Genomic DNA, 18,461 nt, shown 5'->3' with positions numbered 1-18,461 from the left:
CCGTGCGGGGCCCACCGGTGTTCGCGGACGGACTCAGATGCCGACCTTGATGCGCGAGAAGCGCTTCAGGGTGACACCAGCCTCGTCCAGAACCTTCTGGACCGTCTTCTTGTTGTCCTTGGCGAATGCCTGCTCCAGGACGACGACCTCCTTGAAGAAGCCGTTCACCCGCCCCTCGACGATCTTCGGGAGGGCGGCCTCGGGCTTGCCCTCCTCACGCGCGGTGGCCTCGGCGACGCGGCGCTCGTTCTCGACCGTCTCGGCCGGGATGTCCTCACGGCTGAGGTAGGTCGGGGCGAAGGCGGCGATGTGCTGCGCGACGTCCTTGGCGGCCTGCGCGGCGGCCTCGTCGGAGGCGGAACCCTTGTCCAGCTCGACGAGCACGCCGACCTGCGGCGGGAGGTCGGGCATGGTGCGGTGCATGTACGCGGCCACGTAACCGTCGGTGAACTGCGCGAAGCGGTCCAGGACGATCTTCTCGCCGAGGTTGGCGTTGGCCTCGTCGACGTACGCCTGGACGGTCTTGCCGGCCTCAATATCGGAGGCGAGCAGCGCGGCCAGGTCGGCCGGGGAGGTCGCGGCGACGTGCGCGGCCAGCGTGTTGGCGACGGTCTGGAACTTCTCGCCCTTGGCGACGAAGTCCGTCTCGCACTTCAGCTCCAGCAGCACGCCGGAGGTCTTCTCCTCGGAGATGAGGGAGACGACGGCACCGTTCTCGGCGGAACGGCCCTCGCGCTTGGCGACGCCCTTCTGACCCTTGATACGGAGCGCCTCGATGGCCTTGTCGACGTTGCCGTCGGCCTCGTCGAGCGCCTTCTTGCAGTCCATCATGCCGGCGCCGGTCAGCTCGCGGAGCTTCTTGACGTCAGCGGCGGTGTAGTTCGCCATGAGTCTGTATTTCTCTCTCGAAGTCTGAAAGATCTACGGGTGAACGGCGGGGGCGGTGCTCGTGGCACCGGCCCCCGCCGTCATCAGCCGTGACGGGGGTCAGGCCTGCTCGGCGCCCGCGGCCTCGGTCTTGTCGGCGCCCGCGGTCTCGGCCTGCTCGGCGCCCGCGGTCTCGGCCTGCTCGGCGCCCGTGGCCTCGGCCTTGTCGGCGTCGGCGGCCTTCTCGGTCTCGGCGGAGGACTGGACCTCGGCGTCGGCCTTCTTGCCACCCTCGAGCAGGTCGCGCTCCCACTCGGCCAGCGGCTCACCGGCGGCCTTCTCGCCCGGCTTCGAGTCACCGGTGGCGGCACCGGAACGGGCGATGAGGCCCTCGGCGACGGCGTCGGCGATCACGCGGGTGAGCAGGGTGACGGAGCGGATCGCGTCGTCGTTGCCCGGAATCTTGTAGTCGACCTCGTCGGGGTCGCAGTTGGTGTCGAGGATCGCGACGACCGGGATGTTGAGCTTGCGCGCCTCGCCGACGGCGATGTGCTCCTTCTTGGTGTCGACGATCCAGACGGCGCTCGGCACCTTCTGCATCTCGCGGATACCACCGAGGGTCTTCTCCAGCTTGGCCTTCTCGCGGGAGAGAACCAGGAGCTCCTTCTTGGTGAGGCCGGAGGCGGCCACGTCCTCGAAGTCGATCTGCTCAAGCTCCTTCAGACGCTGGAGGCGCTTGTAGACGGTGGAGAAGTTGGTGAGCATGCCGCCGAGCCAGCGCTGGTTGACGTACGGCATGCCGACGCGCGTCGCCTGCTCGGCGATGGCCTCCTGGGCCTGCTTCTTGGTACCGACGAACATGATGGAGCCGCCGTGGGCGACGGTCTCCTTGACGAACTCGTAGGCGCGGTCGATGTACGACAGCGACTGGAGCAGGTCGATGATGTAGATGCCGTTGCGCTCGGTGAAGATGAAGCGCTTCATCTTCGGGTTCCAGCGACGGGTCTGGTGACCGAAGTGGACGCCGCTCTCCAGCAGCTCCCGCATCGTGACGACGGCCATGGCCGTACTCCTTGGGGTACTCGGTTGTCGCGACCGCAGGATTGCTGTCGCGCCTGACGCCCCGCGCGCCGTGCCACGAAGGACCGAGAAGCGCGACCACCGTCCGCGAAGAGGGAGGTGGCGGGGCGTGCGAAGTCGACCCGGTGACCCGGATCGCCATAGGAAGTGTACGGGACGGGCCGGGCACCGGGTGACGGCGCTGTCCACAACCGGTCGCTCGTCCACAGATCCGGCTGGTGATCCCCGCGGATCCGCGTGGTGCGGGACGGTTCTGCCATGCGTTCCGCACCTGATCGGACGGACGGCCTCCGTGCGTCCGTACCCGCGCGAGGTCTGCGCCGCGCCGTCCCGGCCCTGGTGGCGACCGCCGCCCTGCTCGTACTGCCGCACGAGGCGCCGGCCGGTGCACCGCCGTCCGTCTCCTCGACGCCCTCGGTTTCCTCGGCGGCGTCCGCGACGCTTTCGGCCTCTTCGGCCGCGCCCGCCGGACGGGCCTCGGCGGGGACCTCGTCCGACCCGGCACCGCCTCCCGCATCCGGCACCGTTCCCGAGCCTCCTGTGCACGACCCGACTGCGGAGCCACCCGCACGCGACCCCTCTCCCGAATCCGTGCCCGTGCCGTCGCCGCGGTCGGACGGCTCCAGGAGCTGGCCGCTCGCCGGGCGTCCCGCGATCGTCCGGGGCTGGGACCCACCGGCCAGCCCCTATGCCCGGGGGCATCGCGGGGTGGACCTCGCCGCGGCGCCGGGCACGGCGGTGCTCGCGGCGGCTTCGGGTCGGGTCTCCTTCGCCGGGCGGGTCGCGGGGCGCGGGGTGGTGGCGATCGAGGTGGCCGACAGCGGCGACCCGCCGCTGCGGATCACCTACGAGCCGGTGCGCGCGCTCGTCGGCGAGGGCGAGCGGGTGACCGCCGGTCAGCGCGTGGGGGTGGTGGAGGCGGGACCGTTCCACTGCCCATCGGGCTGTCTGCACTGGGGACTGCGGCGCGGTGACACGTATCTGGACCCGTTGTCGCTGCTACCGCCCGAGCTGCTGCGGCGGGGACCGTCCCGCCTGCTGCCGGTGTTCGGTGTGCCAGAGCCGGGTGCGCCGGGCGAGGGGACCGGGGACGGGCTCGCCGCCCCCGGCGTTCCGTTCACCGCCACGCGGCACGCCCTTCCATCGCGCGCCGAGCCGCGGCACGTCACTGCGGTGCTGCCCGCGGTCAGCCCCGTGCGCCCTGCACGCCGCGCAGGACCATGGCGACGGCGGTGTCCGCGATCACGGCCGGCTCCTCCGCCACTCCCAGCTCGATACGCCGGACCGCGGCGTCCACCGAACCCTGGACCAGCATCGCCGCCAGCCGGGGCTGCTCGTGGCCCAGCTCGCCGAGCGCCTCGACGATCATGGCGATCAGCCCGCCGTGCGCCGCTCTGATCTTCTCGCGGGCCCCGGCGTCCAGCTCGCTCGCCGAGATCGCGACGACCGCCCGGTGGCGGCGGTCGCCGACGAGGTCGAGCTGCCGGCGCACATAGGCCTCGATCTTCCCCTCGGGTGTCGTGGCCTGCTCCATCGCACTCTCGACCTCCGCCGCCCAGACGGGGAAGTCGACGGCGCAGAGCTCTTCGACCACGGCCGCCCGGGAGCGGAAGTACTCGTAGACGGAGGACCTGGCGAGGCCCGTGCGTTCAGCGAGGGCGGGGAAGGACAGCGCCTCCGTACCGCCCTCGGACAGCAGGGTGCGAGCGGCGTCCAGGAGGGCGCCGCGCTGCATGGTCCGGTGCTCGGCCACCGAGGCCGCTCGAATCCTGGGCACGGGTCCACTTTACGGCGACCTGTGTTCGAGCGGGGGCGCGCGGTCCCGATCAGTGGCCGAAGCCACCCGCCGGCACCGTGAACCGGTGATGGTCTCAGCGTCCCGCGTCGGCCAGCTTCGCGCGCAGTTGCAGCACCGATTTGGTGTGGATCTGGCTGACGCGACTCTCGGTGACGCCGAGCACATTGCCGATCTCGGCGAGGGTGAGGCCCTCGTAGTAGTAGAGGGTGACCACCGTCTTCTCGCGTTCCGGGAGCGTGTTGATCGCCCGCGCGAGCAGCCGTCTGAGCTCGCGGTCCTCCGCGACCTCCACCGGGTCGTCGGCGGTGGTGTCCTCCAGCGTGTCCATCAGGCTCAGCCGGTCGCCGCCCTCGCCCCCGACGTGCAGCAGTTCCTCCAGCGCGACCACGTTCGCCAGGGACAACTGGCTGAAAACCGAGTGCAGTTCCTCCAGCGTGATGCCCATCTCGGCGGCGACCTCGGGCTCGGAGGGGGTGCGCCGCAACTGCGCCTCCAGCGTGGCGTACGCACGCTCCACGGCCCGCGCCTTCTGACGCACCGAGCGGGGGATCCAGTCCAGCGCCCGGAGTTCGTCGATCATGGCGCCTCTGATGCGTGTGATCGCGTACGTCTCGAACTTGATCGCGCGCTCGATGTCGAACTTCTCGATCGCGTCGATCAGCCCGAACACCCCGGAGGAGACAAAGTCCGCCTGCTCCACGTTGGAGGGCAGGCCCACGCTCACCCGGCCGGCGACGTACTTCACCAACGGCGAGTAGTGCAGGATCAACTGCTCCCGCAGCCGCTCGTCGCCCGTCGACTTGTAGGAGCGCCACAATTCGTCGAGGGAGGAAGGGGCGGGAGGGCGCACAGTGCCACGCGCAGCCGGTGGTACTGCCGTGCGGTCAGACCCGGAGGTGTGCTGGGGCATGTGGAGCCTTGAGCCGTTCTGCCGTGAAGTACTGGAGCCGGGAGAATTGCGTCTGGTGCGGAGTCTGTCTGATGCGGAGTCCTCGTGAGCGTAGCGTGATTACGGCGTCGCGGTCCGCGCACGCCGACGGATCGGCGCCGTCCGATTCCGGCCGATCGGCCGGGACTGCCGTCCGGGACCGCAACCGCGCGCGTCGGCCCCGTACGTGCCGCCGACGGGCCGACGGAGGTCATCGGCTTCACCTTTTCACCCGAATGCGCCAGGTCAAGTACCGCCTCGCCGCGCGTCGCCGTTGCATGTCCGCCGTCGCGTCAACTGCCATCCGTCGCCATGTCGTTCGACGAACCCCAGTGAGTGCAGTTCGTACAACCTCCCGAATGCCTCGTCGGTACTGGTTCCGGCGGCACGGGCGACATCACGGCCGGTGACGGTGCCGCGATACGGAAGCGCGTCCAGGACCCGCGCGGTCTCGGCGTCCAGCAGGTCCCGCGGGTGGACCGGACCGCGGCCGACAGGCGCCAGATCGCCGATCTCCCCCACCAGCTCGACGACTTCCGCGGCATTGGTCACGAGGACGCCCTCGCCGCGCAGGAGTTCGTGCACGCCCATGGACAATCCGCTGGTGGCGGGCCCCGGCACCCCCATCGTGAAGCGTCCGAGCCGCTGGGCGCTGCGTGCGGTGACGAGCGACCCGCTGCGGCGCTCCGCCTCGACCACGACGGTCCCGCGCGTCAACGCGGCGATCACCCGGTTCCGCAGAATGAATCTGGTGCGGGTCGGATGATCGGACGGCGGCAATTCACCGATGACGAGTCCCTGTTCCGTCATGCGTCCGATCAACTGGGCGTGACCCCGGGGGTAGGCGACATCCACACCGCAGGCGAGGACCGCCATGGTCGCGCCGTTGACGGCGAGCGCGCCGCGGTGCGCCGCACCGTCCACACCGAAGGCCGCTCCCGACACGACCACCCACCCCAGCTCCGCGAGCCCCGCGCCAAGGCTCGCCGCCATGTGGGAGCCGTACGGCGTGCAGGCCCGGGCGCCGACCACGGCGACCGAGCGCAGCGCCCAGAGCCGCAGGTCGCGCGGTCCCCGCACCCAAAGGCCCGTCGGTCTGGCGTCCCCCAGGTCGTCCAGCTGACCGGGCCACTCCAGTTCGCCGGGGCAGACGAACCGCCCGCCGAGCGCGGCGACCGCCGCCAGATCCCGCTCGGGTTCGGCGCCCTCGGCCCGTAGGCGATAGCCGGCGAGGCGTTTCGCGGTCATGCCGTCGAGCCGTTCCGCGCCGCCGTCCCGTGCCGTGATGCGTCGCAGCAGTTCGACGGCTCCGTACCGGCGCAGCCATCGGCCGCCCAGTTCGTCCCCCGGCTCCAGAACGCGGGTGAGCGCGGCCCGCGCCAGCCGTTCCTCGTCATCGGCCGCCGGGCCCCCTCCCGGCGGCACGCCGCTCTCGGGCCGCGCTCCCGTTCCCGTGCCAGGCCCCGGCGCCGCACCGGGCCCGGCGTCGCGGCCGAGCCCCGTTCCAAAGTCCGTGCGGCGCTCGGGCCCGGTCCCCGTCCCCTCTCCCGTACCGGGCCCGCGTCCCGGCTCCGGTGCCACGCCCTGCCGCGGCGACCGGTCGGGAAGGCCGTGCGGCTGCTCCGGCCAAGCGCGCCCCTCCCCGGGCGTCACGACGCACCGGCCCGCAGCGGGACACCCCGCGGAATCCCGGTCCGCAGTTCCAGCGCCACCGCGACATCGGCCGCCTCCGGCCGGTCGGCGCCGCGCAGATCGGCGACCGTCCACGCCACCCGGAGAACCCGGTCCAGGCCCCGGGCGGTGAGCAGCCCGCGTTCCATGTCCCGCTCCGCCTCCAGGAGGGCCCCCGGTGCCACGGTCAACCGGGTGCGCAGCTCATGGCCGGGGACCTCGCCGTTGCTGTCCCATCCCGTGCCGGCCAGGCGGTGCGCCGCCCTCGCCCTGGCCTCCCGGACCCGGGCGGCGACGACGGCCGACGACTCCCCTCCGCCGTCCTGCCCCAACAGGTCCCCGCTCCCGACCCGGTCGACGGACACCCGCAGGTCCACCCGGTCGAGCAGCGGCCCGGAAAGCCTCGACTGATAGCGCCGGACGGCCGAGGGCGGGCAATCGCAGCCGGCGCCGCTGAGAGAGTGCCGGCCGCACGGGCAGGGGTTGGCGGCCAGCACCAGCAGGAATCGCGCGGGCAGCCGCACCACCCCGGCGCTCCGCGCCACCACCACCTGTCCGGACTCCAGCGGCTGGCGCAGCGCGTCCAGCGCCCGTACCGAGAATTCCGGCGCCTCGTCCAGAAAGAGGATGCCGCGATGGGCCAGGGAGACCGCGCCGGGCCGCGGCAGGCCGTTGCCCCCGCCGACCAACGACTGCATCGTCGCGGAATGGTGGGGCGCGCAGTACGGCGCACGGGTGACCAACGGCTCCCCCGGTGCCAGGAGTCCCGCCACGGAGTGCACGGCGGTGACCTCCAGCGCCTCCTTCCTGGTCAGCTCCGGCAGGATGGCCGGCAGGCGCTCGGCCAGCATGGTCTTGCCCGCGCCCGGCGGGCCCGACAGCAGCACGTGGTGGCCGCCCGCCGCGGCGACCTCCAGGGCCTTGCGGGCCACCCCCTGCCCCGCGACGTCCGCGAGGTCCGGCACGCCGCCGTCGCCACCCGGTCGAGATGCCAGGCCGGTGCCGGTCCCGGCGCCGGGCACCAGCAGCCCGGCCAGCATCGTGTCCGGGCGCCCCGCGTCGTCGCCCTGCGGTTCGTCCGGCACCGGCTCGTCGCAGAGCACCGCGATCAGCTGCCGCAGGCTCCGCACCCCGAGAACCGAGACGCCGGGCACCAGCGCCGCCTCACCCGCGGTCTGCTCGGGTACGACGACCTGGCGGTAGCCGGCCTCCGCCGCCGCGAGCACGGCGGGCAGCACCCCGCGCACCGGCCGCACCCGGCCGTCGAGCCCGAGCTCCCCGATCATCACGACATCGGCGACGGACGCCGGATCGATCCGTTCCGCAGCGCCCAGCACCGCACAGGCGACCGCCAGGTCGAAACCCGATCCGCCCTTGGGGACGGAGGCCGGCGAGAGCCCGACCGTGAGCTTCTTCTGCGGCCACTCGGCCCCGGAGTTCACCACCGCGGCCCTGACCCGGTCCCGGCTCTCCACCAGGCTCTTGTCCGGCAGACCCACCAGGGTGAACGCGGCCACCCCCGCCTCCAGGTCCGCCTGGACCTCCACCACCACGCCCTCGACGCCCGTCAGGGCCACCGAGCAGGCCCGCGCGAACCCCATCAGGCCACCCCCCGCACATGCTCCAGTACGGGCGCCCCGCGTCGGGGCAGCAGCACTCCGACCAGATCGATCCGGACCCCGCCGGGCGGCCCGCCGTGCCGGTGCAGCCACACCTCCGCCAGACGCCGCAGCCGCTCCGCCTTGACCGGTGTGATGGCGGCCATCGGGTGCTCGAACGCCCCGACTCTGCGCGTCTTCACCTCGCACAGCACCAGGACGTCGCCGTCCACCGCGACGATGTCGATCTCACCGGCACGACAGCGCCAGTTCCGTTTCCGTACGGACATGCCGGCGCCGGTCAACAGCCGCACCGCCAGGTCCTCGCCGTACCGCCCGAGCGCTCCCCGTGCGTTCATGTCGCAACCACCTCCGGGTCCGACTGTGACGCGTCCGGCCCCGGCTTGTGGATCTTGGTGGACAAGTCCGCGATTGTGGATATCCCGGCCACCCGTACGTGGGAAACCGCCCCGGAGAAGGGTTCGACGGCCCCGAGGAGCGGGCACGCCCCGGACAGACGTTCATCGGTCGGCGGCGGTCCCGAGCGGAGCCGGTCCCGGAGGGGACGGTGCCGGACGGGCCAGTAACCGGAGGGGGCGACACCGGAGAGAGCGGTGCCGGCCGAGCACTTCCCGGCAAGCGGCGCGGCGCTCGGGAGTGGCAGCCCCCGAAGAGCTGGATCAGCCGCCCGGGAGTTCGAGATCGCTCTTGTTGAGCTCCTCGATGTTGACGTCCTTGAACGTCAGCACGCGTACCTGTTTGACGAAACGGGCGGGACGGTACATGTCCCAGACCCAGGCGTCCGCCATCGACACTTCGAAGAACACCTCGCCCTGGACCGAGTGCACCTGCATCTCGTAGTCGTTGGTGAGGTAGAAGCGCCGTTCGGTCTCGATCACGAATTTGAACAGACCGACGACGTCTCGGTACTCCCGGTAGAGCTTCAGCTCCATCTCGGTCTCGTACTTTTCGAGGTCCTCGGCGCTCATTGGCATGTTCCCCTTCAGCCGTGCGTCCCCCTATTGTGCGCCAGGGCCCGGCTCCCCGGTGCTCAGGCGAATTCGGGGGACAGAACCAGAGGCGCACACGGTGGACCCTCGTCGAGCAGCGTGCGCAGCAACTCGGCGAGTCTGGTCGGGTACACCGTCTCACGCGCCGCCGACAGTTCGGCGGAAGTCCACCACCTCAGCCCCGCGACGCTGCGTTGTTCCAGCCCGGTCAGCCCACGGGTATCGGTGGCGGTCTGCGTCGTACGGGCCAGGTAGTACCACTCGTCCTGCTCCCAGCGGCGTCCGTCGAAGGGGAACGAGCACATCCGCTGCCAGAGCAGCGGCCCGAGCCGGACGTCGGTGATGCCGGTCTCCTCCGCGAGCTCACGCAGCGCGGCCTGTTCCCGGGTCTCCTCGCCCTCCAGTCCGCCGCCCGGGGTGAACCACCAGGTGGACGCGGGGTCCTCCGGCTCGTACCCGTGTATCAGAAGGATGCGGTCGTCGGGGTCCAGAAGCACCACGCGGGCGACCTTCCGCTTCTCGATGCGCACCCGGCGCCGTCCCTTCCCGTTCGCCCCGGAAAGATCGTCTCCTCCGGGCCGGCCGTCGTCTCCCAGGCCAGTCGTCTCCTCTGGAAGGCTCATGAAGATCGTGCCTCCTGAGCCGGTCGCCCGTCCTGCGCCGATCGCCTCTTCCGAGCCGCTCGCGCGGACCAGGCGGCGACCGGGCCGTACGCGGAACCGGCGAGGATGAGCACCACGCCCACCACCACCGCGCCGAGTTGGAGCCTCAGCGGTCCGGGGGACGAGATCCCGCCGGGGAGCGAGGCGAACGCGTCCGCCGGCCGGACCATGCCGTCCATCGGCCAGACGACGGCGTCCACCCGGGCCCGTACCGCGTCCCGTGGTACGGAGCCCTGCCCCGCGTCGTCCAGACGCACCCGCGAGTCGAGGGAGGACCTGCGTTCGTCGCCGAGCAGAAAGAGCCGGCCCTCGGGCACATCCGCGGTGAAGGGATGGCCCGACGCGGGCTCGCCCTTCCGCAGATACGATTCCTCTACGGCCTCACCGTTGATGGTGAGACGGCCCTGGTCGCAGCAGGCGACCTCGTCCCCGCCGATTCCGACGACCCTTTTCACCATGGGCATGTCGCCCCAGTCCGGATCCGTGAAGACCACCACATCGCCGCGGCGCACCTCCTCGCCGTCGATCTGCTGGGCGAGCACCCGGTCTCCGGCCCGCAGCGTCGGCGTCATGGACTCGGTCGGCACGGCGTAGGGCCGGTAGACCACGGCTCCCCAGGCGAAACCGCCGAGGAAGAGCACACAACCGACGGCCACGGCCAGCCCCGACAGCACACTGCCGAGCCGCCCGCGGCCGTCACCCGTACGTCCCGTGCCACTCATCCCAGCGCCCCTCCGCGTCGAAGACCGGCAATCGCTGATCCGAGTCGGCACCCTACCGGGCGGTACGCCCGCTGGTCAGCCTCTTGCGACGCCACAGGACGAGGGGAACCGCACCGGCCAGGCCGAGCGCTCCGGGGGCCAGGGCCATCGCCGTGTTCACCGTCGTGTTGATCCCGGGCTGGTCGAAGGTCTTCGGGACGGGCAGGGTCGACCAGCGGTTGATCGGCCACGCCACGACGATGGCCCGTCCGACGACCTCGTCGTTGGCAACCGTGCCGCCGCCCGGCAGCTCCTGGTGATAACGCGAGTCGAGGGAGTTCTGGCGGTGGTCGCCCATCACCCAGATCCGGCCCTCGGGAACCGTGATCGGACCGAACGGCTCGTCATTGCAGGGCGTGTTCCCCGGGAAGATGAAGGACTTGTCGTCGAGAGCCTTGCCGTTGACCACGACCGGGCCGTCCTTCTTGCACTCGACCGTGTCGCCGCCGACCGCGATGACCCGCTTGATCAGGTCCTTCTCCTCGGCGGACGGCATCAGGCCGATGAAGCTGAGGAACTTCTGGACCACGTTCGGCTCGGGGGCCTGGGTGTTCTCCAGCCAGCCGCCCGGGTCGTGGAAGACCACGACCTCGCCGCGCTCCGGTTCCGCGCCGAACCAGGGCGTGAGCTTGTCGACCAGCACCCGGTCGCCCCGTTGCAGTGTGTTCTGCATCGAATCCGAGGGAATCGAGAACGCCTGCACCAGGAACGTCTTGATCAGCAGCGCGAGAACCAGCGCGATGCCGATGAGCAGGGGCAGCTCCTTCCAGAAGGAACGAGGCTTCTGCTGTGCCGTGCCACCGCGCGGGGAGTCGCCGTCGACCCCGGCGCGGTCCGCCGCAGCCCCGGCGGACTCGACGTGCTCCGGCTTGTCCGGCCGGTCCTCGGGTTCATGTCCGGATCGTGCGCCGACCGCCAAGTCCCCCACATCCACTCCTTAACTCCGTGCTACCGCCTGCGCCCCAGCCGGCGCAGGCCCACCACTCCCATAACGAGCGGGAGTTCCGCAGGGGTCGGGAGAGGGACCATTCCGTCGGGATCCCTGGACGACACACTATTCGACGGGCCCGACGCCGGGGCCGTCCCGGCGCGCGCGTCAGGGACCGAGTCGAATGTCTCCGGTTCGTCCAGACTTCGCCAGTGGGCGATGGGCCAGGCGATGGCCATGGCCCGCCCCACGATGCTGTCCTCGGACACCGTTCCGTGTTCCGGCTCGTCCAGGTGATAGCGAGAATCGGCCGAATCCGAGCGATGGTCGCCCAGCACGAAGACCCGCCCGGCCGGGACCTCTACTTCGAACTTGATGAGGGAGGGCGCGTCGCCGGGGTACAGATAGGGCTCGTCGAGCGGTACACCGTTGACCGTGATCCGGCCATTTTCGCCGCAGCATTTCACCGTGTCGCCGCCGACCGCGACCACGCGCTTGATCAAGTCCTGTTCGTCGTCGGACGGCAGCAGTCCGACGAACGTCAGCGCGGTCTTCAACTGCGCGACGACGGGGGGGTCCTCCCCGCCGGTGTCCTCCTGCCGCAACCAGCCGCCCGGGTCCTTGAAGACGACCACGTCCCCGCGCTCGGGCCGGGAGCCGAACCACGGCGTCAGCTTGTCCACCACCACCCGGTCGCCGACCCGGATGGTCTGTTCCATCGACCCCGAAGGGATCACGAACGCCTGCACCAGGAAGGTCTTGAGGACCAGCGCGATCAGCAGGGCCACGACGACGAGCAGGGGGATCTCCAGGACCGCCGCCCTGCGCCGCCGCCGCTGCGCCCTGCGGGCGCGCTTCCGGCGCTCCGCCCTGGTCGGCAGGGGGTGCGGAGAGGGCGACGGGGCTCCGGCCGGCCGTGATGGCTCCGGTCCGTCGTCACCCGGCTCTTGACCGTGGTCACCCATGGGCTCCGCCCGTCGGCGCGCGTACGCCGGTGAAGGCCCCGCTGCCCGGCAGCGAGCCCGTCCGGGCCGGCGGCCAGCCGATCCAGTCCACCCGGCCGACCACCCTGTCGACCGGGACCATGCCGCCCCCGGGTTCTCCCAGGTGATCGCGCGAGTCCCGGGACGCGTCGCGGTGGTCGCCCATCATCCACAACGTGCTGTCGGGCACGACGATGTCGAAACGCACCCGGGAGGGCCGGTTCCCCGGGTAGAGGTACTCCTCCGTGACCGGGCTGCCGTTCACCTCGATCCGCCCGCGCCGGTCGCAGCAGACCACCCGGTCCCCTCCCACGCCCACCACCCGTTTCACGTAGTCGGTCTCGTCGGGCTCCACCAGCCCCAGGGAGGCCACCGCTCCGTGCAGCAGTCCGGAGACGGGATTGCCTTGCGGCGCTTCGCGGGCGAACGATCCGGTGCCGTCGAAGACCACCACGTCCCCGCGTAGCGGTTCGGCGCCGAAACGATACGCCAGCTTGTTCACCAGCACCCGGTCCCCGACATGGAGCGTGGGTTCCATCGAACCGCTGGGGATCAGATACGGCTGCACCACGAAGTTGCTCAGGAGCAGCACGAAGGCCGCACAGGCGGCTGAGAGCGCAGCGGTGCGCCGCCAGGACATCGAGGCCGCGAGCCGGGAGAAACGAGCGGAGCGCGACCGTTCCTCCGACCCCGCTGCGGGGTCGGAGGAACGGTCGCGCTCCGTGGGCTTGGCTTCCGTGTCCATCTGGGCCAGAGCTTAACCGGCCACCCTGTGGACCTGGGAGTCAGCTCAGTTCTCGCGCTTCTCCTTGATCTTCGCGGCCTTGCCGCGCAGGTCACGGAGGTAGTAGAGCTTGGCGCGACGGACGTCACCGCGGGTGACGAGCTCGATCTTCTCGAAGATCGGGCTGTGCACCGGGAAGGTGCGCTCGACGCCGACGCTGAAGGAGACCTTGCGGACGGTGAAGGTCTCGCTGACACCGGCGCCCTGACGGCGGATGACCACGCCCTTGAACTGCTGGATACGGGAGCGGTTGCCCTCGATCACTCGCACGTGGACGTTGACGGTGTCACCGGGGCGGAAGGCCGGGATGTCGGAACGCAGCGACGCGGCGTTGACGCCATCGAGCAGGGAAGACATGTTGTCTGCTTTCTTCGCCGATGCCACAGGTCATCGACGGGAGGTCGTGAGGATGGGATGCCACGCGCGCCGGACGGACGTCTGGGCCGCTCCCCGCGCATGGGGGATGCGACGACCGCTCCCCCTGTGGCAGGGGCGCACGCCGGACGCACAGCAGCGCCCTATTCTTCCACGGCCTCCGGCCTGCGCCAAAATCGACCGCCGGGCTCCGGGGACCAGCCGAGGATGGAGAGGATCTCGCGGTCCTTCTTGTCGAAGGCTTCGGCCTCGCAGCGCTCGATGAGATCGGGCCGGTTGAGCACGGTGCGGCGGAAGGCCTCGTCGCGGCGCCAGCGCGCGATCTTGCCGTGGTGCCCGCTGAGCAGGACCTCCGGAACGCCCCGGCCGCGCCACTCGGGCGGCTTGGTGTAGACGGGCCCCTCCAGCAGGTTGGCCATGGCGCCGGGGGCGAAGGAGTCGTCCTGGTGCGATTCGGCATTGCCGAGCACTCCGGGCAGCAGCCGGGCCACCGCCTCCGTGATCACCAGCACCGCGGCCTCCCCGCCGGCCAGGACGTAGTCGCCGATGGACACCTCGACCACCGGCATGCGGGTCGCGTACTCGTCCATCACCCGTCGGTCGATGCCCTCGTAGCGGGCCGGGGTGAAGATCAGCCACGGGCGTTCGGAGAGTTCGACGGCGACTTCCTGGGTGAACGGCCTGCCGCTGGGCGTGGGCACCACCAGCACCGGGGCGTGCGCCCCCGCCTCGTAGCCGCTCGCGAGCACGTCGTCCAGCGCGTCCCCCCAGGGCTCGGTCTTCATGACCATGCCGGGACCGCCGCCGTACGGCGTGTCGTCGACCGTGTGGTGCCGGTCGTACGTCCAGCCCCGCAGGTCGTGGACGTGCACATCGAGCCGGCCGCGGGCACGGGCTTTGCCGACCAGGGAGACGTTGAGCGGTTCCAGGTACTCGGGGAAGATCGTGAGGACGTCGAGGCGCATCAGACGCCCTCTCCGGAGCCGTCCGCCCGGTTCCCGTCCGCCTGGGCCCCGCCCGCTCGCGCTTCGTCCGGCCGGGTCCGGTCGGCCGGCGTCCCGTCCGTCGTGCCCTCCTCGCGCGAGGAGGCGATCACGGCCTGGCTCTCGTCGATCAGCCCCGGCGGCGGAGTGATCACGGCGCGCTGCTCCTCCAGGTCGATCTCGGTGACGATCTCCTCGACGAACGGGATCATGACCTCGCGGCCGTCCGGCCGTTCGACGATGAACAGGTCCTGGGACGGCAGGTGTGTGATCTCGGTGATCCGGCCGATCTCGGTGCCGTCGGCGAGGACCACATCGAGGTCGATGAGCTGGTGGTCGTAGAACTCGTCGGGGTCCTCGGGGAGTTCGGCCGGGTCGACCTCGGCGATCAGGAGCGTGTTGCGCAGCGCCTCGGCGGCGTTGCGGTCGCGCACACCCTCGAAGCGCAGCAGCAGCCGTCCGCTGTGCACCCGGCCGCTCGCGATCGTCAGCGGTCCGGCGGAAGCCGGATCGGTGACGAGCACGGCTCCGGGCCCGAGCCTCAGTTCCGGCTCGTCCGTACGCACCTCGACGGTGACCTCGCCCTTGATGCCGTGGGCACGGCCGATCCGCGCGACTACCAACTGCACCTTGTGTCTCTCCTGTCCATACGCCCCCGCCGTACGACTCCGACGCCCCTGTCGTACGACGACGGGCCGGGGCGGGCGTATGGCCCTCCCCGGCCCGTGCCGGTGTTCAACTCTCTCAGCGAACCTGGTCCACATCGACGAGGTCGACGCGGATCCCCCGACCGCCGAGGGCACCCACGACGGTACGCAGCGCGCGTGCGGTGCGACCGTTGCGACCGATCACCTTGCCGAGGTCGTCGGGGTGGACCCGGACCTCCAGCACGCGACCGCGGCGCAGGTTGCGCGAGGCGACCTGCACGTCGTCGGGGTTGTCGACGATGCCCTTCACGAGGTGCTCGAGAGCCTCCTCGAGCATGCTCAGGCCTCGGCCGACTCGGCGGGAGCGGCCGCGTCAGCGGCCTCGTCCGCCTTCTTGTCGGACTTCTTCGCCTTCTGCGTGATGGCCTCGCCCTTGGCCTCCTCGCCGTCGCCCAGGCTCTCGAACAGGGCGCGCTTGTCGGCCTTCGGCTCCGGCTGCAGCAGCGGCGCGGGGGCCGGGAGACCCTTGTGGGCCTGCCAGTCACCGGTGAGCTTCAGGATCGCGAGGACCGGCTCGGTCGGCTGGGCGCCGACGGAGAGCCAGTGGCGCGCACGCTCCGAGTTGACCTCGATGCGCGAGGGGTTCTGCACCGGGTGGTACAGGCCGATCTCCTCGATGGCCCGGCCGTCACGGCGGGTACGGGAGTCGGCGACGACGATGCGGTAGTGAGGCGAACGGATCTTGCCCAGACGCTTCAGCTTGATCTTGACTGCCACGGGAGTGGTGTCTCCTGGTCTATGACGTGATTGGGCACGACGAAATGCCACGTGGGGTTGCGGTACTCGGGTGCCCGATGGACGCGCCGGCCGGAGGAGAGAGGGGTCCTGTGCGGCCGTCGAGTACAGCTGACAATTGTGCCACACCCCATGAGGTCACCTCACGGCGACCGCCGGCTCCGGGATGCGGAACGGCTTTCCGCATCCACCGCAGACAATCGGCGCCTGCGCCAGGACCGACGGCACGACCCTCACATTGCGTCCGCAGTCGCAGACGGCCTTGACGCGGACACCTCCCCCGGAGGAACCGTGCCGGGCGGCCGGCCCGCGGAACGAACGCTTGGTGTCGGCGGCGGTGGCGACGGTGTGCGCCTTCAGCGCGCGCTGAAGGCGCTCGATCGTCGGGCGGTAGCGCCGCTTGGCTTCGGGGTTGAGCGTGACCAGCGAGAAGCCGCTGCTGGGATGGGGCTCCTCGGGGTGGTCGAGCCCCAGCTCCTCTGCGATCGCGAGGAACCGACGGTTGTGATAACGGCCGGCCCGCGAGGTGTCACGCACACCTCGCGCGGCGGCGATGCCATGGACTGCCTCGTGCAGCAGTCGCTCGAATGAGAGTTCGGCGCCACAGGCGGACGAGGACTCTCCGATCAGGGACTCGGGAGCGGCTAGATCCGGCAGCTCGGGGTGGTACCGCTGAATGTCGGCCCACGCCTGCGCCAGTTCTGCGGCAAGTACAGGTGGTGTCGTGCTCACGTCGTGACAACGAGCGCGAGCGCTCCGGTGTTCCGATTCCGGGCCATCCCAAATAATTTGCACGTACCAGTCAGTTGCCATTGATGCGTCCTGACGAGGGCGGGTGCGCAGATCTGCGGAGAACTCTCACAGCTCGCGCCAAGGTGGTACGTAGTGGCGCGTACGCCCGGACGTGTAGACAGGCGTGTAGACGGCAACCGTACGCGGGCCGCCGGGCGGCGTCCGAAGTGGGTACAGCGGGAACGGGGCAGGGTCCCAGCGACGGGTGCCGCATCGACGGATACGCGTCCCCCGACGGTCCGCCGCCCGGGAAGAGCGGCGTCCCCGGGCGGGAAAGCGCCGCGGCGCGGCCTCGGCGGACGAGCCGCCGGGACGGGGGGATCGGCGGGGCGAGGCCCTCGACATGCCCGCCCCCGCATGTCGGGTCAGACTGGGGTGGGAACGGACGACAGGCGGTCGGAGCAGCCGCTTTCCGCTGTCCGTCTGTCGATGTCCGCTTCCCGGCGCCCCCGTGTCGACGAGGAGGCCGTCCACCGCGCCTTCGACGACGAAGCCGCCTCCTGCAGGCGGGCAGCGCACGGTTGCCCGGCCCGTGAAGGGCGGCGCGGGCGCGGCAGGGGGAGCACCACTCGGGCACGACCCATCGGACAGGGCCGACCTCTCGGCGGATAGGGGCGCTTCCATGACACCAACGCTCGTCCGGCACCACGGCCAGGCGGACACGGCCACCACGGTGGCACCCGGTACTCGCGCCCGGGACTGGGCGGAAATCCAGGAACGGATGCTCGCGCCACTGTACGAGGCGGTGTACGAGCGACTCGAGGTGGGACGGGGCACCCGTGTGCTCTCGCTGGGCTGCGGCTCCGGTCTCGCGCTGCTGATCGCCGCCGCGCGCGGAGCACGCGTCACGGGCGTCGACACCGACCCCGACCGGCTGGAACTCGCCCGGACCCGGCTGCTGCTCGGTCCGGTGGACGACACCGGCCCCGGCGGCACGGGCCACCGGACCGTGGACGGTGAGGCGGGCCGCCGCCACCGGCTCGTGGACGGCGATCCGTCGCAGGCGGCTCCGGTGGACGGAACGCCGTACGACCTGATCACGGCGTTCACCCCGATCGGCGGCTCGCACGGCGACGACGAGCGGCTGGTGGCGGCGTTGCGCGCCGCGGTACCACTGGCCACCCGGGGCAGCACGGTCGTCCTGACCAGCTGGGGCCCGCCGGAGCGGTGTGCGGCGGCACCGGTGCTGCGGGTGGCGGGCCGGGGCTCCGGGGGCCGGGCCTCGCGCGGCGGCGGCTGGCGTCCACCGCGCCGGGACGATCTCGAAGAGGTGGCGTTCCGGGCCGGTCTGCGGCCGGACGGTTCGGGGCGGGTGGCGTGCCCGTTCGGCTACGCGGACGTGGAGAGCGCGGTCCGGGGGCTGCTGTCGACGCGGCTGTCCGACAGGTCGGTGCGGGCGGCGGACCGGCGCCGGATGGAGGCCGCGATGGCGCGGGCCCTGCGTCCGCACCGGCGCGGGGACGGCAGTGTCTGGATGCCGAACGTCTTCCGTTATCTCGTGTGCACCATCTGAGACGTCTCTCCGCGGTCTCTCGTGTGCACCGTCGCGGTCTCTCGTGTGCGCCGTCCGAGGCGTGGGCTCGTCGACGATGCGCCGCGCCTCACCGTGCGCGGCGTCCGGCGTCGCGGGGGCGGCCGACAGCCCTTATGCCTGCTGGGCGTCGCCCGGGACGGCCGTCGGCCCGCCGGCCCTGGGGCTCGTCCGCACGAAAAGCGCCAACCGGGGACGACCGCCATGCGAGGGGGCGCGAGGACACCGCCCCACGAGGACACCGGGGCGCATGCGTGAGGGGCGCCCG

Annotated in this window: 19 protein-coding genes and 2 pseudogenes; 2 read left to right on the top strand and 19 right to left on the bottom strand. The window is 71.3% G+C overall.

What is annotated here, in order from left to right; all coding sequences use genetic code 11:
- Positions 1 to 33: 33 nt before the first annotated feature.
- Positions 34 to 888: a translation elongation factor Ts gene (tsf, locus tag ACIHCL_RS09135; RefSeq protein ID WP_399858763.1), complete on the bottom strand. Its 855-nt coding sequence runs from the start codon at positions 886 to 888 to the stop codon at positions 34 to 36.
- 99 nt (positions 889 to 987) lie between these two features.
- Complete coding sequence (rpsB, locus tag ACIHCL_RS09130) at positions 988 to 1,929, bottom strand: 30S ribosomal protein S2 (protein WP_399858760.1); 942 nt, start codon at positions 1,927 to 1,929, stop codon at positions 988 to 990.
- Between the two features lie 276 nt (positions 1,930 to 2,205).
- Here rpsB and ACIHCL_RS09125 point away from each other — a divergent pair.
- Positions 2,206 to 2,877, top strand: a pseudogene (locus ACIHCL_RS09125) (peptidoglycan DD-metalloendopeptidase family protein); the annotation flags it as partial.
- A gap of 256 nt (positions 2,878 to 3,133) precedes the next feature.
- On the opposite strand, the gene ACIHCL_RS09120 reads toward ACIHCL_RS09125, so the two are convergent.
- The 17 genes and pseudogenes from ACIHCL_RS09120 to ACIHCL_RS09040 form a co-directional block, all read right to left on the bottom strand.
- On the bottom strand, positions 3,134 to 3,700 hold the full coding sequence (locus ACIHCL_RS09120; protein ID WP_399858984.1) for a TetR/AcrR family transcriptional regulator: 567 nt from the start codon (positions 3,698 to 3,700) through the stop codon (positions 3,134 to 3,136).
- A gap of 118 nt (positions 3,701 to 3,818) precedes the next feature.
- A complete protein-coding gene (whiG, locus tag ACIHCL_RS09115; RefSeq protein WP_399858759.1) occupies positions 3,819 to 4,655 on the bottom strand; it encodes an RNA polymerase sigma factor WhiG in 837 nt (278 codons plus the stop codon).
- Between the two features lie 264 nt (positions 4,656 to 4,919).
- Positions 4,920 to 6,098: a DNA-processing protein DprA gene (dprA, locus tag ACIHCL_RS09110; protein ID WP_399858755.1), complete on the bottom strand. Its 1,179-nt coding sequence runs from the start codon at positions 6,096 to 6,098 to the stop codon at positions 4,920 to 4,922.
- Between the two features lie 224 nt (positions 6,099 to 6,322).
- Entirely contained in the window at positions 6,323 to 7,945 is a 1,623-nt protein-coding gene (locus tag ACIHCL_RS09105; RefSeq protein WP_399858752.1) for a YifB family Mg chelatase-like AAA ATPase, read from the bottom strand.
- Positions 7,945 to 8,301 (bottom strand): YraN family protein, encoded by a 357-nt coding sequence (locus ACIHCL_RS09100; RefSeq protein WP_399858750.1) that lies wholly within the window; start codon positions 8,299 to 8,301, stop codon positions 7,945 to 7,947. The genes ACIHCL_RS09105 and ACIHCL_RS09100 overlap by 1 nt, the downstream gene beginning before the upstream one ends.
- A gap of 321 nt (positions 8,302 to 8,622) precedes the next feature.
- Complete coding sequence (locus ACIHCL_RS09095) at positions 8,623 to 8,931, bottom strand: DUF2469 domain-containing protein (protein WP_043444228.1); 309 nt, start codon at positions 8,929 to 8,931, stop codon at positions 8,623 to 8,625.
- Positions 8,932 to 8,993: 62 nt separating this feature from the next.
- On the bottom strand, positions 8,994 to 9,575 hold the full coding sequence (locus tag ACIHCL_RS09090; RefSeq protein WP_399858748.1) for an NUDIX hydrolase: 582 nt from the start codon (positions 9,573 to 9,575) through the stop codon (positions 8,994 to 8,996).
- Positions 9,572 to 10,336 (bottom strand): signal peptidase I, encoded by a 765-nt coding sequence (gene lepB / locus ACIHCL_RS09085; RefSeq protein WP_399858746.1) that lies wholly within the window; start codon positions 10,334 to 10,336, stop codon positions 9,572 to 9,574. Before lepB (ACIHCL_RS09085) ends, ACIHCL_RS09090 begins: the two co-directional genes overlap by 4 nt.
- A 52-nt stretch (positions 10,337 to 10,388) precedes the next feature.
- Positions 10,389 to 11,294 carry a signal peptidase I gene (gene lepB, locus ACIHCL_RS09080; protein ID WP_399858981.1) on the bottom strand — a complete coding sequence of 302 codons (906 nt, stop codon included), beginning with the start codon at positions 11,292 to 11,294 and terminating at the stop codon, positions 10,389 to 10,391.
- Positions 11,269 to 12,268: pseudogene (gene lepB / locus ACIHCL_RS09075) on the bottom strand (signal peptidase I); the annotation flags it as partial. The gene lepB (ACIHCL_RS09080) and the pseudogene lepB (ACIHCL_RS09075), both read right to left, overlap by 26 nt.
- Positions 12,261 to 13,031, bottom strand: coding sequence for a signal peptidase I (gene lepB / locus ACIHCL_RS09070; RefSeq protein WP_399858743.1), 771 nt, complete (start codon positions 13,029 to 13,031; stop codon positions 12,261 to 12,263). The gene lepB (ACIHCL_RS09070) and the pseudogene lepB (ACIHCL_RS09075), both read right to left, overlap by 8 nt.
- A 45-nt stretch (positions 13,032 to 13,076) precedes the next feature.
- Positions 13,077 to 13,427 (bottom strand): 50S ribosomal protein L19, encoded by a 351-nt coding sequence (gene rplS, locus ACIHCL_RS09065; protein ID WP_399858741.1) that lies wholly within the window; start codon positions 13,425 to 13,427, stop codon positions 13,077 to 13,079.
- Positions 13,428 to 13,588: 161 nt separating this feature from the next.
- A complete protein-coding gene (gene trmD / locus ACIHCL_RS09060) occupies positions 13,589 to 14,410 on the bottom strand; it encodes a tRNA (guanosine(37)-N1)-methyltransferase TrmD (RefSeq protein ID WP_399858738.1) in 822 nt (273 codons plus the stop codon).
- A complete protein-coding gene (gene rimM, locus ACIHCL_RS09055; protein WP_399858737.1) occupies positions 14,410 to 15,057 on the bottom strand; it encodes a ribosome maturation factor RimM in 648 nt (215 codons plus the stop codon). The genes trmD and rimM overlap by 1 nt, the downstream gene beginning before the upstream one ends.
- Before the next feature lie 115 nt (positions 15,058 to 15,172).
- Positions 15,173 to 15,412: an RNA-binding protein gene (locus tag ACIHCL_RS09050; protein WP_030267150.1), complete on the bottom strand. Its 240-nt coding sequence runs from the start codon at positions 15,410 to 15,412 to the stop codon at positions 15,173 to 15,175.
- A gap of 2 nt (positions 15,413 to 15,414) precedes the next feature.
- On the bottom strand, positions 15,415 to 15,852 hold the full coding sequence (rpsP, locus tag ACIHCL_RS09045) for a 30S ribosomal protein S16 (RefSeq protein ID WP_399858735.1): 438 nt from the start codon (positions 15,850 to 15,852) through the stop codon (positions 15,415 to 15,417).
- Positions 15,853 to 16,008: 156 nt separating this feature from the next.
- Complete coding sequence (locus ACIHCL_RS09040) at positions 16,009 to 16,602, bottom strand: hypothetical protein (RefSeq protein WP_399858732.1); 594 nt, start codon at positions 16,600 to 16,602, stop codon at positions 16,009 to 16,011.
- 682 nt (positions 16,603 to 17,284) lie between these two features.
- Here ACIHCL_RS09040 and ACIHCL_RS09035 point away from each other — a divergent pair.
- The gene (locus ACIHCL_RS09035; protein WP_399858730.1) at positions 17,285 to 18,175 is read left to right on the top strand and encodes a class I SAM-dependent methyltransferase; all 891 of its coding nucleotides are present in this window, start codon (positions 17,285 to 17,287) and stop codon (positions 18,173 to 18,175) included.
- Positions 18,176 to 18,461: the final 286 nt, after the last annotated feature.

The organism is Streptomyces sp. NPDC052042 (assembly GCF_044548345.1).
Taxonomy (GTDB): Bacteria; Actinomycetota; Actinomycetes; order Streptomycetales; family Streptomycetaceae; genus Streptomyces.
This window is presented reverse-complemented; position numbering and strand designations above follow the sequence as displayed.

Bases quoted from the DNA above. Each gene is read 5' to 3' on its own strand.
- rplS (WP_399858741.1), bottom strand. From the start codon at position 13,427: ATGTCTTCCCTGCTCGATGGCGTCAACGCCGCGTCGCTGCGTTCCGAC.
- lepB (WP_399858743.1), bottom strand. From the start codon at position 13,031: ATGGACACGGAAGCCAAGCCCACGGAGCGCGACCGTTCCTCCGACCCC.
- tsf (WP_399858763.1), bottom strand. From the start codon at position 888: ATGGCGAACTACACCGCCGCTGACGTCAAGAAGCTCCGCGAGCTGACC.
- ACIHCL_RS09035 (WP_399858730.1), top strand. From the start codon at position 17,285: ATGACACCAACGCTCGTCCGGCACCACGGCCAGGCGGACACGGCCACC.
- ACIHCL_RS09095 (WP_043444228.1), bottom strand. From the start codon at position 8,931: ATGAGCGCCGAGGACCTCGAAAAGTACGAGACCGAGATGGAGCTGAAG.
- trmD (WP_399858738.1), bottom strand. From the start codon at position 14,410: ATGCGCCTCGACGTCCTCACGATCTTCCCCGAGTACCTGGAACCGCTC.
- ACIHCL_RS09105 (WP_399858752.1), bottom strand. From the start codon at position 7,945: ATGGGGTTCGCGCGGGCCTGCTCGGTGGCCCTGACGGGCGTCGAGGGC.
- rpsB (WP_399858760.1), bottom strand. From the start codon at position 1,929: ATGGCCGTCGTCACGATGCGGGAGCTGCTGGAGAGCGGCGTCCACTTC.
- ACIHCL_RS09090 (WP_399858748.1), bottom strand. From the start codon at position 9,575: ATGAGCCTTCCAGAGGAGACGACTGGCCTGGGAGACGACGGCCGGCCC.
- whiG (WP_399858759.1), bottom strand. From the start codon at position 4,655: ATGCCCCAGCACACCTCCGGGTCTGACCGCACGGCAGTACCACCGGCT.
- lepB (WP_399858746.1), bottom strand. From the start codon at position 10,336: ATGAGTGGCACGGGACGTACGGGTGACGGCCGCGGGCGGCTCGGCAGT.
- ACIHCL_RS09050 (WP_030267150.1), bottom strand. From the start codon at position 15,412: ATGCTCGAGGAGGCTCTCGAGCACCTCGTGAAGGGCATCGTCGACAAC.
- ACIHCL_RS09100 (WP_399858750.1), bottom strand. From the start codon at position 8,301: ATGAACGCACGGGGAGCGCTCGGGCGGTACGGCGAGGACCTGGCGGTG.